The 15,062-nt window shown below is 68.2% G+C and carries 15 protein-coding genes; 4 read left to right on the top strand and 11 right to left on the bottom strand.

What is annotated here, in order from left to right; all coding sequences use genetic code 11:
- Positions 1–1,371 carry an MFS transporter gene (locus tag HWX62_RS11185; RefSeq protein WP_175928539.1) on the top strand — a complete coding sequence of 457 codons (1,371 nt, stop codon included), beginning with the start codon at positions 1–3 and terminating at the stop codon, positions 1,369–1,371.
- A gap of 40 nt (positions 1,372–1,411) precedes the next feature.
- Here the strand turns inward: HWX62_RS11185 and HWX62_RS11180 are convergent, their stop codons facing one another.
- From HWX62_RS11180 to HWX62_RS11155, 6 genes are all read right to left on the bottom strand, one after another.
- Positions 1,412–1,663: a hypothetical protein gene (locus tag HWX62_RS11180; RefSeq protein WP_175928540.1), complete on the bottom strand. Its 252-nt coding sequence runs from the start codon at positions 1,661–1,663 to the stop codon at positions 1,412–1,414.
- Positions 1,660–2,907 (bottom strand): alkaline phosphatase family protein, encoded by a 1,248-nt coding sequence (locus tag HWX62_RS11175; protein ID WP_175928541.1) that lies wholly within the window; start codon positions 2,905–2,907, stop codon positions 1,660–1,662. The genes HWX62_RS11180 and HWX62_RS11175 overlap by 4 nt, the downstream gene beginning before the upstream one ends.
- A gap of 439 nt (positions 2,908–3,346) precedes the next feature.
- Entirely contained in the window at positions 3,347–3,610 is a 264-nt protein-coding gene (gene infA / locus HWX62_RS11170) for a translation initiation factor IF-1 (protein ID WP_006483034.1), read from the bottom strand.
- A 465-nt stretch (positions 3,611–4,075) separates the two neighbouring features.
- On the bottom strand, positions 4,076–4,279 hold the full coding sequence (locus tag HWX62_RS11165) for a cold-shock protein (RefSeq protein WP_006483056.1): 204 nt from the start codon (positions 4,277–4,279) through the stop codon (positions 4,076–4,078).
- A gap of 448 nt (positions 4,280–4,727) precedes the next feature.
- On the bottom strand, positions 4,728–5,144 hold the full coding sequence (locus tag HWX62_RS11160) for a type II toxin-antitoxin system VapC family toxin (RefSeq protein ID WP_175928752.1): 417 nt from the start codon (positions 5,142–5,144) through the stop codon (positions 4,728–4,730).
- Complete coding sequence (locus HWX62_RS11155; RefSeq protein WP_069618041.1) at positions 5,131–5,367, bottom strand: DNA-binding protein; 237 nt, start codon at positions 5,365–5,367, stop codon at positions 5,131–5,133. Before HWX62_RS11155 ends, HWX62_RS11160 begins: the two co-directional genes overlap by 14 nt.
- 493 nt (positions 5,368–5,860) lie before the next feature.
- Between HWX62_RS11155 and HWX62_RS11150 the strand changes: the two genes are divergently transcribed.
- Positions 5,861–7,087: an acyltransferase gene (locus HWX62_RS11150; RefSeq protein ID WP_175928542.1), complete on the top strand. Its 1,227-nt coding sequence runs from the start codon at positions 5,861–5,863 to the stop codon at positions 7,085–7,087.
- Positions 7,088–7,099: 12 nt separating this feature from the next.
- Here HWX62_RS11150 and HWX62_RS11145 read toward each other — a convergent pair whose 3' ends face one another.
- Entirely contained in the window at positions 7,100–7,777 is a 678-nt protein-coding gene (locus HWX62_RS11145; protein WP_175928543.1) for a hypothetical protein, read from the bottom strand.
- Positions 7,778–8,651: 874 nt separating this feature from the next.
- Here HWX62_RS11145 and HWX62_RS11140 point away from each other — a divergent pair.
- Complete coding sequence (locus HWX62_RS11140; protein ID WP_244136025.1) at positions 8,652–10,040, top strand: DHA2 family efflux MFS transporter permease subunit; 1,389 nt, start codon at positions 8,652–8,654, stop codon at positions 10,038–10,040.
- 9 nt (positions 10,041–10,049) lie between these two features.
- Here the strand turns inward: HWX62_RS11140 and HWX62_RS11135 are convergent, their stop codons facing one another.
- Positions 10,050–10,430 carry a DUF4377 domain-containing protein gene (locus tag HWX62_RS11135; protein WP_175928544.1) on the bottom strand — a complete coding sequence of 127 codons (381 nt, stop codon included), beginning with the start codon at positions 10,428–10,430 and terminating at the stop codon, positions 10,050–10,052.
- A gap of 296 nt (positions 10,431–10,726) precedes the next feature.
- On the opposite strand from HWX62_RS11135, the gene HWX62_RS11130 reads away from it, so the two are divergent.
- Positions 10,727–11,920: a tyrosine-type recombinase/integrase gene (locus HWX62_RS11130; protein ID WP_175928545.1), complete on the top strand. Its 1,194-nt coding sequence runs from the start codon at positions 10,727–10,729 to the stop codon at positions 11,918–11,920.
- A gap of 27 nt (positions 11,921–11,947) precedes the next feature.
- Here HWX62_RS11130 and HWX62_RS11125 read toward each other — a convergent pair whose 3' ends face one another.
- From HWX62_RS11125 to HWX62_RS11115, 3 genes are read right to left on the bottom strand one after another with little or no spacing between them, the layout of a single operon-like run.
- Entirely contained in the window at positions 11,948–12,166 is a 219-nt protein-coding gene (locus HWX62_RS11125) for a YXWGXW repeat-containing protein (RefSeq protein WP_027780761.1), read from the bottom strand.
- Positions 12,167–12,225: 59 nt separating this feature from the next.
- Complete coding sequence (locus HWX62_RS11120) at positions 12,226–13,389, bottom strand: DUF1501 domain-containing protein (protein WP_175928546.1); 1,164 nt, start codon at positions 13,387–13,389, stop codon at positions 12,226–12,228.
- The gene (locus tag HWX62_RS11115) at positions 13,386–14,780 is read right to left on the bottom strand and encodes a DUF1800 domain-containing protein (protein WP_175928547.1); all 1,395 of its coding nucleotides are present in this window, start codon (positions 14,778–14,780) and stop codon (positions 13,386–13,388) included. Before HWX62_RS11115 ends, HWX62_RS11120 begins: the two co-directional genes overlap by 4 nt.
- Positions 14,781–15,062: the final 282 nt, after the last annotated feature.

Below are 15,062 nucleotides of genomic sequence, written 5' to 3'. Positions count from 1 at the left end.
ATGGTCCATACCGGAGAAGTTGCCGAGCACGCCCTCAAACGTCGCGGCGTGACGCTGCTCGCGCTGTGCATCGCCGTACTCGTCGCCCAGGTCGACACGGCCGTCGTCAATCTCGCGACGCGCGCGATCGGCGCCTATTTCCATGCCGGTGTCGGCGCATTGCAATGGGTCGTCGACAGCTACAACCTCACGTACGCCGTGCTGCTGCTGACAGGCGGCCTGCTCGCCGACCTGTACGGCCGCCGCCGCATCTTCATGGCCGGCACGGCGGTCTTCACGATCGCGTCGCTGCTGTGCGCGCTCGCGCCGTCGGTGTCGGTGCTGATTGCCGCACGCGCACTGGCCGGCGTCGGCGCGGCATTGCTGTTGCCGGCGTCGCTCGCGATCGTGCGCGTCGTGTGGCGCGACCCGGTCGAACGCGGCCGCGCGCTCGGTATCTGGGCTGCGTGCAACGGCGTGGCGATGGCGGTCGGCCCGACGCTCGGCGGCGTGCTGATCCGGCACTTCGGCTGGCGCAGCATTTTTTTCGTCGTCGTGCCGCTGAGCGTCGCCGCGATGCTGCTCGCGATTCCGGCCGTGCCGGAGTCGTCCGATCCTCGCGGCCGTCATTTCGACGGCACCGCGCAAGTCACGGGCGCGCTCGCGCTCGGCGCAATGGCGTATGCGGCGATCGTGTTCCGCGAGGCTCCGGTCGCCTGTGCGATCGCCGGCTGCGTCGCGGTTGCGTCATTCGTCGCGTTCGTGGCGATCGAGCGGCGCCACGGCGAATCCGCGCTGGTACCGCTCGACATTTTCCGGATCAGTGCGTTTCGTGGCGCGATCGCCGCGACCACCGGCATGACGTTCGGGATGTACGGCGTGCTGTTCCTGCTGCCGCTGACGTGGCAAAGCATCGGCCGCCTCGATTCGACCGGCGCGGGCCTCGCGCTGTTGCCGATGGCGCTCGTGTTCGTCGCCGTGTCGCCGTGCTCGGGACCGTTGTCGGAGCGCATTGGCACACGCGCGACGACGGCCGGCGGTGTCGCGGTGATCGCGAGCGGGCTTGCGGCGATCGGCGCATCGGCCAGCTCGTCGAGCCTGCTCGGCGCCGAAATCGGACTGGCGTTGACGGGACTCGGGATGGGGATCGCAACGGGCCCGCTCATGACCGTCGCGGTCGGCGCGGTCGATGCGGCGCGCTCGGGCACCGCGAGCGCGCTCGTCAACGTCGCGCGGATGACCGGCGCGACGCTCGGGATCGCGGTGCTCGGCACGGCGTTCGCCGCCGCGCACGACGGCGCGGCCGGCCTGCGTGTGGCGATGTTCGCCGGCGCGGCGGTTCAACTGACGGGCGCGGTGGTATCGGCTGTCAGCGTACGGCGGGCGGCATGACGCGTGACATGCGCGCCGGGCAAGCACGGCGCCCTTTCACTCAACGATGCTTCCCGCCATGCTTGCGCGCCCGATGCTCGGCACGCTTGTGCAACAGCACCGGCATCAGCTCCTCGATGTACTGCCGCGCCTGCCCGCGCGTGACGATCTCGCTGAAGCGCTGGTGGGCCTTGTCCTGGCCGACGAGCGCCGCATGCGCTTTCCTCAGGATGTGCAGATAGGCGATCAGGCTCGTGCCGTCGCGCACGGGCAGCGCATCGCGCGGGTCCGGAGTCGGAGCGCTGGCATTCATGCTCCGATCCTTTGCGGACAGTCAGTCCGGCACGTCGCCGTGACGAGCGCGAGCAGGTCGTTGGCGAGGCGATCGCGGTCGGTCAGCGGCGCGAGGCCGAACAGCCGCTCGAGCGTCGCGGCCACCGACGCGTGGTCGTACGGCGTGTGATCGACGTGCCCGGCCGCGACCCACGGCGAAATCACGATCGCCCGCACGCGCACGCCGTAGATGTCGAAGCCGAAGCCGCTCGCGTTCAGCGTCGCGGGCGCACCATCGTTCGGCGGCGGCGCGGCACCCGGCCTGACCGAATCGTAGAAGCCGCCGTGCTCGTCGTAGACGATCACGAACAGGCTGCTGTTCCACACCGGCGAGTTGCGGATCGCGTTGTACACGCGTGCGGCGAGCCGGTCGCCGCCGGCCAGCCCGTCCATCGGGTGCTGCGAGCTGCCGTTCCGGTAGGTGCCGTGCACGATGTCGCCGTAGCCCGGCTCGATGAACGTGTAGCGCGCGGTGTAGCCGGCGGCGAGATCGGTCTCGAAATGCGCGAGATCGTCGACATCGAAGAAGCTGATGCCCTTCAGCGACGCAACCTGCGGCACATGGCCGAGCGGATCCCCCGTCTGGTCCTGGTAGATGCGCCAGTTGTCGTCGCCGAGCGCAGCGAAAATCGAGCCCTTCGGATAGTGGAAGCCGTCGAGCGTATCCCATCCGGCCATTTCTTCCTTGGTCGGCGAATGATCGAGCCCGGCCGACGACGCACCGTGCAGGAAGAACCGGTTCGGCCACGTCGGCCCCGGCATCGACGCATGCCACGCGTCGCACAGCACGAACGCATTCGCGAGCGCATACAGCGACGGCGCCTGCGTCGCGGCATCGACGCCCTGCATGATCTTGCCCGCGTCGGCCAGCTGCGGCGGCATGCCTTCGGAATGCGACGTCGCGTAGTTCGACACGAACCCCGCATTGTTGACGGGCGGATACGGCTGCCCTTTCACGAACGGCACGCCCGCACCGCAGAGCTGTTCGAGCACGTCGGTGAATTCGTGGCACGGATCGGTCGGCATCGGGTCGGACGCACCGCCGCCGAACGGATAGATCGTACCGTTGTACGCATTGCTGTTGCCCGGCGACGCGGCAACGATGTCGGCGATACCCGACAGCGCGAACAGGTGATCGAAGGAGCGGTTCTCGAGCATCAGCACGAACACGTGCCGGATGCGATCCTGGACCGGCGGAGATGCGGGGGCTGCGTCTGCACTCATGGCGCCTCCTGGCGTCGCGCGACGAATGTCCGGCTGGCACGGCCGTTGGCCCGCTGAAAGCACCGAAGGGATTGAAAACCACGCGCGGGCCGCGAATTGCCGACGAGTGTACGGCCGCGCCGGCTCCTGCGTAAAGCCGCGGACCGACGCGTCGCTGTGCATGCATTCAGTCGTCGGCGGGTACGGACGACGATGCATTTCGCCGGCTCTTGCGGCTCGTGCGGGTCGTGCGGTTCGTGACGGGGAGTTTACGCGGAACGCGACCGCCTGGACGTTGTACACGCACGGCGGTCGCTGGCAGCAAGAGAAGCCGGCGCGGCGCAACGTCGTCGCCGGCTACCGATCAACGGCGCACCGTGCACCGTTCATCCGGTTCGCCCGGCCAGACGGCCGGACAGGTATCGATCGGCGCGCGCTGCCGCGCACCGGTCGTGGCCGCTTAGCGGCGCGGCTGCCCGCTTCGCGGCGGACGCGGGGAATTCGCGTCCTTGTGCCGGAAGTTGATGCGGCCCTTGGTGAGGTCGTACACCGACAGTTCGAGCGTCACGCGATCGCCCGCGAGAATGCGAATGTGGTTCTTGCGCATGCGGCCCGACGCGTACGCGCCGACCACGACGCCGTTTTCCAGCGTGACACGGTATTTGCTGTCCGGCAGCACTTCGTCGACGATTCCGTCCAGTTCCAGCAGTTCTTCTTTTGCCAAACCAATTCCTCCAGACAAGGTGATTGACCGCGGCCGCGACGACTGTCCGGCACCGGCTCCCGCGAACGGGACGGCGGCCGGCATGCGGCCGGGATCGGTTCGTTCAGACGGGCCTCGGGCCTGTCTTGCGATCGGAGCCCGGCGCGTGGCGACGTTCGGGCGGTCGGTGGCTGCGGCGCCTGTAGCGCCGCGCAAGTCGGGACCGCGCCCGCTACGGCAAGGCGGCGGTCTGCTCGGGTTGATGCGTTGAAGCAGTGATGCGCTCGCGAACGGTGCGCGCTTCGCGAGGGCGTTGCGTCGCATGCGGTCCACGCATGCGATGAGGGAGGCGTCACGACCGATGCATCGTGAATGTCGCGATGCATCGGTCGTGCGCATCGGAACGCGCAGGCCGCCGTCGAGCGGCGCCCCGCGCGGTACGCCATCCGGCAGCGGCCGCCGATCGGCGACCGATGCCGATGCGGCTTACTGCGGCGTGATGTTCGACGCTTGCAGACCCTTCGGGCCGCGCTTCACTTCGAAGCTGACCTTCTGGCCTTCGGCCAGGGTCTTGAAGCCCGTGCCGCGAATTTCCGAGAAATGGGCGAACAGATCGTCGCCGCCGTTGTCCGGGGAAATGAAACCAAAGCCCTTGGTTTCGTTGAACCACTTGACGGTACCGGTATCCACAAATACTTCCTTAATACAAATGACAAATGAGGAACATGCGCCCGCGACGGGCACAGAAAGAATCAAAGAGGGAGAGACCAACGACTGCCGCACGGTGTGCGGCCAATGATGAGCAATCGGACTTCTTGACGACTTCGGTCTCGGACACTACGCGGTAGTGTCCGTTTCGTCAAGTTCTTTTGGTGCGACGCACAAGCGCAGCCCCTCGGCCACCGCGCAGGATACCGGCCGCCGGGCGGCGTCATGTCGCATGTCGGGACAAGAGGACGCGAGCGGTGAAACACGATGATTGCGGCGCGAAGGCGCGCCTACGGGAGATTCTGTGCAGCGGGCGGGAAATGTTGCGATTGTGTCGACGCCGGGCACGGGAACCGGCGACGTCGGCACTCGCCTGTCTGCCGATCGCCCCCGTCTCGACTTCGCGCGACGATAGGTCGCCGCCACGATGCTAGTCGAACGGATTCAGCAACCGGACGCCGGTGCGAGCGAAATCGCCGACGTTGCGCGTCACGACCGTGAGATCGTTGATCAGCGCGGTGGCCGCAATCAGCTTGTCGAGTTCGTGCGTCGGATCGGGCACACGCAAATGCCCCCACATCTGGCTGGTCTCGATATCGACCGGCAGGATGTTCTGTGCATAGCCGGACAGGATCATCGTCATCCAGGCCTCGAGCGCCGACGCCTGGCTGAGATCGCCGCGATGACGGATCAGGTCGACACCGCGCCGCAGCTCGGCCACCGTCACCACGGACAGGTAAAGCGGACTCGCATCGGCTTCGGCCTGCCTGAAGAAGGCGCGCACGCCGCGGTTGGTTCGCTTGCCTTTCCTGATTTCGCTGATGACGTTCGTATCAATCAAAAACACGCCTGACCTCGCCTGAATCCTGAACACGTTGGAAATCCGCGTCCTCGCCGACCTCCGGCATGCTCATCAGCACTTGCGCGAATGTCCGCCGCTTCGGCCGGCCGAGCGCTTCGGCCAGAATGGCTCGATGTTCGGCCTCGGCGCTCCTGCCATTGGCCGCGGCCTGCTCGCGCAGACTTTGAACGATAGTGTCATCCACGTTACGCACCAGAAGATTTGCCATGAGTCCCTCCGTCCAGATTTGCTATCAATGATAGCGCCGCGCGGGTAAATTGCAAGCATTGCTATCACCTTCGTGACTGGACGGACGCTGGAGTGTCGGCGTGAACCCGCGGCAGCGGGCGGCATGAATCCGCCTACGTTCCGCCGCGGGCCCGACGCATCGAACTGCTATCGCTCAAGGTAACCGGGAGCGGGACGGTGTGGAATTCGGCCGAATGGCCAGCCAAAGTGCGATCGATCACCGACTGTCGGGCCGGCGAGGAACGGGATTTGCGGCGCGAGCACCGTTTGCGACATGCATGACGAATCCACGCGCCGTATCGACTCGCGCTGAAACATCGTGTTGCACAACGCGCCGCGGCGGGCGCCATCGTTTGATACCATCGGATCACAAGACCGGCGAATCGAACGCCGTGCGAAGCGCGCAGAAGACCTTGCATCGACGCGGACCATCCGTGCCTGAAATCCCGATCCAAGACACGAGACGCTCTTCAGTGGACTTTGTTACGCCCTCTCTGGAAACCCTGCTCTCCCCGACACCCGACAAACTCTACTTCCCGGCATGCGTTGCGGCTGTCGCGATCATCGCGTGGCTCGTCGCCCGACACGTGCCGTTCTACCGGTCGGCCGTCGACAAGTCGCTGTCGATGCGCTACCGCAATCTCGACGGCTTCCGCGGCATCCTGGCCACGTCCGTCGTCTTTCATCACTTCGCGTGCAACCAGGCGTTGCTGTCGACCGGCACCTGGGGTGCCGGCTCCGATTTCCTGCGCAATCTCGGAACGATCCCCGTCGCGATGTTCTTCATGGTGACCGGGCTGCTGTTCTGGGAACGCGCATGCAGAGGCACCCTGGACGTGCGGAGCTTCTTCGTCGGGCGCGTGCGACGCCTCGCGCCGCTCTATCTGTTTTATGCGGCCGTCATCGTCGCGTGCACGCTTTACTGGTTTCCCGGCAACGCCGTCGGCGCACCGACGCAGTTGCTGGCGGACCTGCTCAAGACCGTTTCGCTCGGCTGGTTCGGCGCGTTCCCGATCAACGGAGCGGAGCGCACGCCCTACCTGAGCGGCGTCTGGTGGACCCTCGCGTACGAATGGCGGTTCTACGTCGCCGTGCCGTTTCTCGCATGGTTCGTCGCCACGCGTGCGTGGCGCAAGCTGCTCGCGCTCGCGATCGTCACGGCCTGCGCCGCGCTGTTCGGGCCGCCCGGCGGCATGGCGCTGCTGTTCGCGTTCGGCGCCGTGGGCTACGAGGTGTCGCGGCACCCCGCGATCCGCGCGCGGCTCGCCACGAAGCCGGCGGCGACCATCGCGCTGCTGATCCTCGCGCTGTCTCCGTCCCCGGCCGAACGCTATTCGATCGCAGGCGCGCTGCCGCTCCTTCCGGTGTTTCTCTGCATCGCAAGCGACAACACGTTCTACGGCGTGCTCAAGACCCGGCCGCTCGCGCTGCTCGGCACTGCCAGTTTCAGCATCTACATGATCCACATGGTGATCGTGTACATGATCATTCACGCATTCGACAAGTTCGTTGTCCCGATCGATTCAACCAGCGACTCGGGCGTCTGGGCGCTCGCGCTGGCCTGCGCGCTGGTGGCCGTCTTGTGTGCGCTGCTGACCTACCGCTACGTCGAGCATCCGTTCATCGCGAAGCGCAACGACGCACGCCCGGCACGCCGCGCGGCCGAGCGCGCTCCCGAGCGTCAAACGGTCACGCCGTGACCCGCCCGCGGTTCAGAAGCGGTACGAGATGCCGATCTGCAGGACCGGATACCACCGATAGCGCGACATCCGCTGTCGCAACGCGTCGAGCCCGCTCGCGACCAGCACCTGGCTCTTCGCCGGCCCGGCCGCCGCGGCCAGCTCCGGCGACAGCGTGTACGAACATTTCGGTATCCCGTACGCGACGCCGATATCGGCGACGAACCCGAGCCCTTTCGACGCCGGCCGATGCCCGTAGCCGATTCCGGCATACGGCATCACGGTCGGGTAACGCGCTTGCGCGACCGCGTACATACCCGGCAGCGCCGGATAGCGCTTGCCGCCGAATACGTAGGTTCCGTTGGTCGGTACCGACACGCCGCGAAGCTCGTCGTCGTTGAAGCGCAATCCCAGCGTCGCGCGAAAGCCGCTGCCTCGCCACGGAAAGATGTCGGCATACAGGCCGCCCTGGCGCAGCTTCAGGTCGTCCTGATAGCGGTTGCCGGCCACCGTGAAGTCATGCGTCAGATTGATCGCGTTGAAATCCGCATGCGCGCCCAGCATCGAGTTGAAGCTCACGGCCGCCCCGATGCCGATGCCCTGCGTGCCGCCTTGCAGGTAGATTTCCTGCGCGTGCGCGCTCGCGACGAACATCACCGCGACCGCTGCCCATTGATTCACCGTCGTTTTCACGGGCGCCTCCCCCGACATGTGCCGGGTGCGACGCGGCGCACACGCGGCCTTCGTCGCGATGCGCGATGCGAACCCCGGCACGACACCTTGCAAGCACGCTTGCTGTTCGACGGATCGGGAACGCGTTGCGCCGTGCGCATGACCGATACGACATGCGCGGCGCATGCGCCGTGACACATGGCGCGCGCGACCCGATCCGATTCCCCGTTTGTTTCGATGTCGTGACATGCCGCCGATACGCGGATCGTTCTGGCGAAATGCGTCTGCGCCAGCGGCATCGGGGGAACCGCAAAGCGCATGCCATGCGGCGCCGACCCAGGCGGAAAAAGCGCGGTCGGCCGAGACCGGTCGTCGCGCGAGCCGCAATCGAGGGGAAATGTTTCAGGAACGTATCCGTATTCGGCGGGCGACGCCGAAACACGCGATAGTCGGCCTCTCGCGCCGGTCGCGACACGCCGGCGGAGCGAGGCTGGACGGCCGTCGGCGCATGGCGGTCGTCATCGCGATCGATCGTGTGCGGAGGAATACGTTGAAAAAGCGTTGCAAAAGTGCGACCTCGTACCGATCGCACGTGACGCCGACGCGTAATTCCGTGTCGCGAGGCAGGGTGAATGCCGATGCGTGCGCATGCATCTTGTACGGCCATGCGCGACATGCCGCGGGCCGATCGGCTCATGTCTTGCAACGTCGTCGAACGCAGGCAGAAGTGGCAAGGCCGATCATTCGCGTGCCCCGACGCCCGCGCCCGCCGCCATGTCATCGATGCAGTCGGCGAGGCGGCTTCCCGTCGAGCAGCGGAATCGGTACCATCGACCTCTCGAAGTTCGGCACACGCCGCACGATCGCACACCGGCGCCGCCCGCTCCGGACTTCTCGCACCACCGATTTCGCCATGTCCCGGGAACCCGCTCATTCCGCGCTGCTCTGGATCGTCGCCGCTGCGTTCTTCATGCAGTCGCTCGATACGACGATCGTCAACACCGCACTGCCCTCCATCGCACAAAGCCTGCATGCGTCGCCGCTCGCGATGCAGCCCGTCGTGGTCGTCTACACGCTGACGATGGCGATGCTCACGCCAGCCTCCGGCTGGCTCGCCGACCGGTTCGGCACACGTCGCGTGTTCTCGGTCGCGATCCTCGTGTTCGTGCTCGCGTCGATCGGCTGCGCGGCGTCGCATACGCTCGGCCAGCTCGTCATCGCACGCGCCGTGCAGGGCATCGGCGGCTCGATGCTGCTGCCGATCGGGCGGCTCGCCGTGTTGCGCCGCGTGCCGGGCGAACAGTACGTCGCGGCGATCGCGTTCGTGTCGATCGCCGGCCAGCTCGGCCCGATCGTCGGGCCGACGCTCGGCGGCTGGCTCACGCAGGCGATTTCGTGGCATTGGGTGTTCATCGTCAACGTGCCGGTCGGCGTGATCGGCTTCATCGCGGTGCAGCGCTACCTGCCGCACGACCAGGCGACGCAGCCGCCGCCGTTCGACTTCGTCGGCTGCGCGCTGCTGTCGGCCGCGATGATCGCGCTGTCGCTCGCGATCGACCCGCCGATGTCCGCGCACCGCGCCGCGTGGTCGGCCGCGCTCGCCGGGCTCGGCCTCGCGAGCGCGCTCGCGTACCTGCCGCACGCGCGGCGACGTGCGCAGCCGCTGTTCCGGCTCGGATTGTTCCGCGAGCCGAACTTCGGGTCCGGGCTGCTCGGCAACCTGCTGTGCCGGATCGGCACGAGCTCCGTCCCGTTCATGCTGCCGCTGCTGATGCAGGTGCAGCTCGGCTATACGCCGCTGCAATCCGGGTTGATGATGCTGCCGGCCGCGATCGCGGGCGTCATCGCGAAACGCTGGATCGCGCCGCTCGTGAAGCGCTTCGGCTATGCGGCGTTTCTGGTCGTGAACACGGGTGTCGTCGGCTGCGCGATCGCGGGGTTCGCGCTGGTGTCGGCGCGGCCCGCGCCGGTGCTGGAAGGCGTGCTGCTGATCGTGTTCGGCGCGGCGAATTCGATGCAGTTCGCCGCGATGAACGGCGTGACGCTCAAGGGGCTGTCGCATGCCGACGCCGGCAGCGGCAACAGCCTGTTCACGATGATGCAGATGCTCGCGATGGGGCTGGGCGTGTCGATCGGCGGCGGGCTCGTCAACCTGTTCGCCGCGTACCTGGGCTCGACGGCGCACGGGTTCATGCTGTCGTTCGCGTGCATGGGCGCGGTGACGCTGCTGTCGTCCGTCGTGTTCCGGCGGATCGATACGGCCGCGCCGCCGGCCGGTGCGGCGGCACGTCCTTCCGCGTGATCGCGGGCGTCAGTTCACCTGGCGGCGTTCGACGATGCGCTTGAGCACCCAGCGGATCGACGAACCGTCGGCCGGCGGCTGCGCGACACGATACTCGTCGACTTCGAGCGTGTACAGGTAGCCGGGCTGGTACGCGAACCCCGCGATTCCCGCGTACCACAGGCTCCACGGCTCACTCGGGCTGCTGCGCACCTGCAGGCACTCCATCGGCGCGACACCCGTGCAGCGCGCGGACTGTGGCGCGACGTAGACGGTCTTGGTCACGGGCTTGCCGTCGGTCGGGCGGGCCGCCTGCGGCCCAGTGGCCGCCGTGTCGGTCTGGCATCCGGCGACGAGCATGCTGCCGGCGATGACGGCCACGCCAAGCAGCGTTCGGGACGTGCGAATCATGCGATGTTCCTCTAGGGCGTTGGAGGGCCGATTAGACGAACCGCCTCGCGAGAAAGTTCACGAATACCTTACAGAACGCGATCGACCACGCTCACTCATCGGATGTCGCACGCGAGCCGCTACGTTAGCGTGCTCCGATTTCACCGCGCGCTTCGTCAGCGGACAGGCTATCGCCGCCGACGGCCGCTTCACCGTGTGGTCATCGTGTACCATCGATGCTTCCCGATACGCTTTGGCGCGCTGCCTTCATCCGCCCGGCCACGCGCCGTGCGGCCTACGCGGCGCGTTTCCTCCGCATGACCTCATCCGCTTCGTCCGACACCGCGCTGCGCCCGCTGCCGATCGATACGCTCGTCGTGCCGGCCGCGCTCGATGGACGCACGGGCACCAACCGCTCGGGCAGCGCGCATCCGCAGATCGCCGCGACCAACGACCTCGACGCCGTGCGCGCGTGGCTCGCCCGCTTCGTCGATACGCCGACCACGTTCCAGAACTACCGCAAGGAAGCCGAGCGCCTGCTGCTGTGGGCCGTGATCGCGTGCGGCAAGCCGCTGTCGTCGCTCACGCACGAGGATCTCGTCGTGTACCGGCAATTCCTGCTCGCGCCGACGCCGGCCGAGCTGTGGTGCGCGAACGGCGGCCGCAAGCATCCGCGCGACGATCCGCGCTGGCGGCCGTTTTACGGGCCGCTGTCGGCAGCCAGCCAGCGGCAGGCGCTGGTGATCCTGAACGTGATGTTCTCGTGGCTCGTGCAGGCCGGCTATCTGGCCGGCAACCCGCTCGCGCTGTCGCGACAGCGGCAGCGACGGCCCGCGCCGCGTGTCACGCGCCATCTCGGGCAGCCGCTGTGGCAATCGGTGAAGGACGCAATCGCCGCGATGCCGCGCGACGATGCCCGCGCGTGCTTCCATGCGGATCGCGCGCGCTGGCTGTTCACGCTGCTGTATCTCGGCGGGCTGCGCATCACCGAAGCAGCCGATACGACGATGGGACAATTCTTCTGCCGGCGCGATGCGAACGGGCACGAGCGCTGGTGGCTCGACGTGACGGGCAAAGGCGGCCGGCAGCGGCTCGTGCCGGCCACCGACGAGATGATGGCCGAGCTGTCGCGCTACCGGCGCGCGCACGGCCTGCCCGCGCTACCGTTCGACGGCGAGCCGACGCCGCTCGTGCTGCCGGTCGGCCAGACGCGCAAGCCGCTCACGCGCGCCGCGCTGCACCGCATCGTGAAGCAGGTGTTCCGGCACGCGGCCGACCGGCTGCGCGCGAACGGCGAAGCCGGCGAGCAGGCGGCGCGCGTGCTCGAACAGGCGTCCGCGCACTGGCTGCGCCACAGTGCGGGCTCGCACATGGCCGACGGCCGCGTCGACCTGCGGCTCGTGCGCGACAACCTCGGCCATGTATCGCTCACGACGACGAGCCAGTATCTTCATGCGGACGACGACTGGCGGCATCGCGAGACGGAGGAGAAACACCGGATCGGGTGGTAGGCGCGCCGCGCGGCGCATCGTGCACGGTCAGTACACCGCCACCCAATGCCCCGGCACCCACGCCCAGTGATTGCCGGCCCACCGGTAATGCCCCTTCGCCCAGCGATAGCCGGGAGCTGGCGGTGGCGGCGCGACCTCGACGACCGGCGCGGGTTGCGGCGGCCGCACGGGCTCGACCACGCAGGCGGACATCAGCACCGCACTCGCGCTCACCAGTACGGCGAGCGAAACGGACCGGATTTTCATCGTCGATTCTCCCTGTCGTGTAATCGGTTGACGGCCCCCGTCGCGGCTCTGGCACCGCGTCACGCGACCCCGTGAATCAGGCCGCTCATCGGCTGCGTCGGCCCGCTTTCCGCGAACAACACGGACGCGGTGCGGCGCGGATCGAGCCGCAGGCTGTCGGCGGCCGCGCCCGCGATCAGCGCGTCGAGCGACGCGGTCGGCTTCAGGTCGCGCCCTTCATACAGGTCGCCGGGCCGCAGCCCCGGCCAATCGGCAATCACGCGCCCGCCTGCAACCGCGCCGCCCGCGAGCATCGCGACCGACGCCTGCCCGTGATCGGTGCCGCCGGTGCCGTTCACCGCGGCCGTACGGCCAAACTCGGTCGCGACCAGCACCGTGGTCTGCTGCCATGCGGGCCCGAGACCGTCGCGCAGCGCGGCGAGCATCGTGTCGAGCGCCTTCAGCTGATTCGCGAGCCGCGCGTTCTGCGCACTGTGGGTATCCCAGCCGCCCGTCTCGATCATCGCGATCCGTGGGCCGTCGTCGCGCGCGAGAAACGTCGCGGCGAGCTTGCCGACGCCGGCCGGATCCTGCCGCGCGTGCGCATCGCCGGCGAGACCGCGTGCTTCCATCGCGGATTGCCACAGCGGGCCGAGCTGCGCGTCGGCTTCGTAGAGCGCCGACACGCGGGTGAGCAGATCGTCCGGCGCGGCCGGCAAACCGGACGGCGCATACGACGCGGCCTGCACGGTGCCGCGCAGCGCGAGCGGCACGGTCGGCGCGAACGCGATTGCGCTGTCGCGCGTCGCCGGCAGCAGCGCGGCGAGCCGGTTCAGCCAGCCGTCCTTGACCTGGTACGGCGCACGACCGCCCGTTTCGAGCACGTTCTGGCCGTCGAAATGCGAGCGGTCGCGATACGGCGACGCGATCGCATGGACGAACAGCGCCTGACCGTCGCGGTACATCTGCGCGGTTTGCGCGAGCGACGGATGCAGCGCGAACGTGCCGTCGAGGCGCGTCGCGGCCGCCGCGTCGATCGCGAGCGGCCCGCGCAGCGACGCGTACGCGGGCTCCGCATACGGGACGACGATGTTCAGGCCGTCGGCCGCGCCGCGCTGGATCACGAACACGAAGCGCCGGTCGGTCTCGACATTCGCGAACGCGATACGCGGGGCGACGAGGATCGCGCCCGCGCCGGCGGCGGCAACGCTGAGGAATTGTCGACGGGACAGTGCCATGGTCATCTCCGTTGGAAATCGGGCGATACGAGCAGCAGCGCGAGCGACGTCGTCGCGCTTTCGGCGCGCGCGAGCGCGAGCGCGGTCGGCACGCTCATCGAACCGGCGAGCAGCGTGTCGCCGAGCGTGCGCGGATCGAGCCGGTCGCCGGTGCGCGCGGCCAGACGCTGCGCAATCTCGACGCGGCGCACGAGCGCGTCGGGCGCGGCCCAGCTCGCGGCGACGTCGTCGTAGCCGGCCGGCGAGCCCGGCCGCCACACCGGCTGGCCGAGCTGCGCGAGCAGCGGCGCGGCCTTGAGATCGCCGGTGTCGCGCCAGCCGAGCCCGCGCAGCGACGATACGGCCCACTCCCACGGCGTCTTGAACTTGCGGTTGACGGCGGACCATGCTTCCGGCGCATCGACGAGCGCGCGATAGACGGTCGGCAGGTCGCCGCCGCTCGCATCGAAGGCGCGCGCGAGCCGGTCGGTCAGCGCGGGCGGCGGGTTGTCGGCAACGAAATGGCGGGCGAGCTGGAACGCGATGTGCCGGCCCGTCGCCTCCGATCGCGCGAGGTCGTGCAAAATCGCGCGCGCCTGCACTTCGCCCGGCTGATCGTAGGTGCGCCCCATCACCGTGCGCGTGCCCGGCTCGTGCAGATTCGGCCGAAACACGAAGGCGCCGGGCGCCGCATCGCCCGGCTGCGGGCCGCGCCCGCCGGCGATGCTCCAGCCGGTCAGCGCGCGCGCGAATTCCGTCACGTCGGCTTGCGTGTAACCGGTGCGCACGCCGAGCGTATGCAGTTCCATGATCTCGCGAGCGAGGTTCTCGTTGAGCCCGCGCTTCGCCGACGGATTGCGTGCCTGCGCACGCAGCGCGGCCGGGCTGTCGGGGCCAACCGAGCGCGCCTGGTCGAGGAACACCTGCATCGCGGGATGCTGCTCGACGGCGACGAGCATGTCCTCGAACCGGCCGAGCACGTGCGGGCGGATCGCGTCGCGTTCGAATGCGCCCGCGTACGCGGCCACCTGGCCCTTGTCGACCGATACCGCGAAATGATTCGCCCAGAAATGCACGAGACGCTCGATGAACGGCGCGGGCGTCGTCAGCGCGCTGTTCATGCGCGCGGTGACGGCGCTGCGATACGCGTCGTAGCCGTCGCGCCGGATCGATTGCCCGGTCGCGCGCTTCGCGGCCGCGTCGTCGCTCGTCATCGCGTTGCGGGTATTCGCGAAGCGCGTGGCGAGCGTGACCGCGTCCGGCTCGCCGGCCCATGCGGCAGGCCGTGCGTCGTAGCGGTCGAACTGCGCGAGCAACGCGGCCTTCGGATCGGCGGGCGGGGCTTCGTCGGCGCGCGCACCGAGACCGAAGCGGTTCAGCGCGATCGCGGCCGGTGAGATGTCGTTCGGGTGGTCCATGACGAGAGTTCTCGCGGTGCGTACCCGTGTTTAACGAGCGGCGCCGGAAAATCCGTCGCGGGACTGCGAAATATTTATGTTTCTCGGCCGGGGAACCGCATCGCTTGCTTTTTGCTTTCAATCGCTCGCGGCCATTCGCCCGACGACGCAGCGCGCCTGTTCCCGACGATCGCGAAGCACGATGTCGCGATCCTCCGTCGCGATGCCGATGTCGTTCCGTCTGCCGTTTCAGGTTCGACGTCCATCACGCCCACCGTTGCACGGCTGATCGGCCGGGCCGCC

The organism is Burkholderia sp. BCC0506, assembly GCF_902833145.1.
In the GTDB taxonomy this organism is placed as follows: Bacteria; Pseudomonadota; Gammaproteobacteria; order Burkholderiales; family Burkholderiaceae; genus Burkholderia.
Note: the sequence above shows the minus strand (reverse complement) of the source record. Positions and strands in the feature narration are given on the sequence as shown.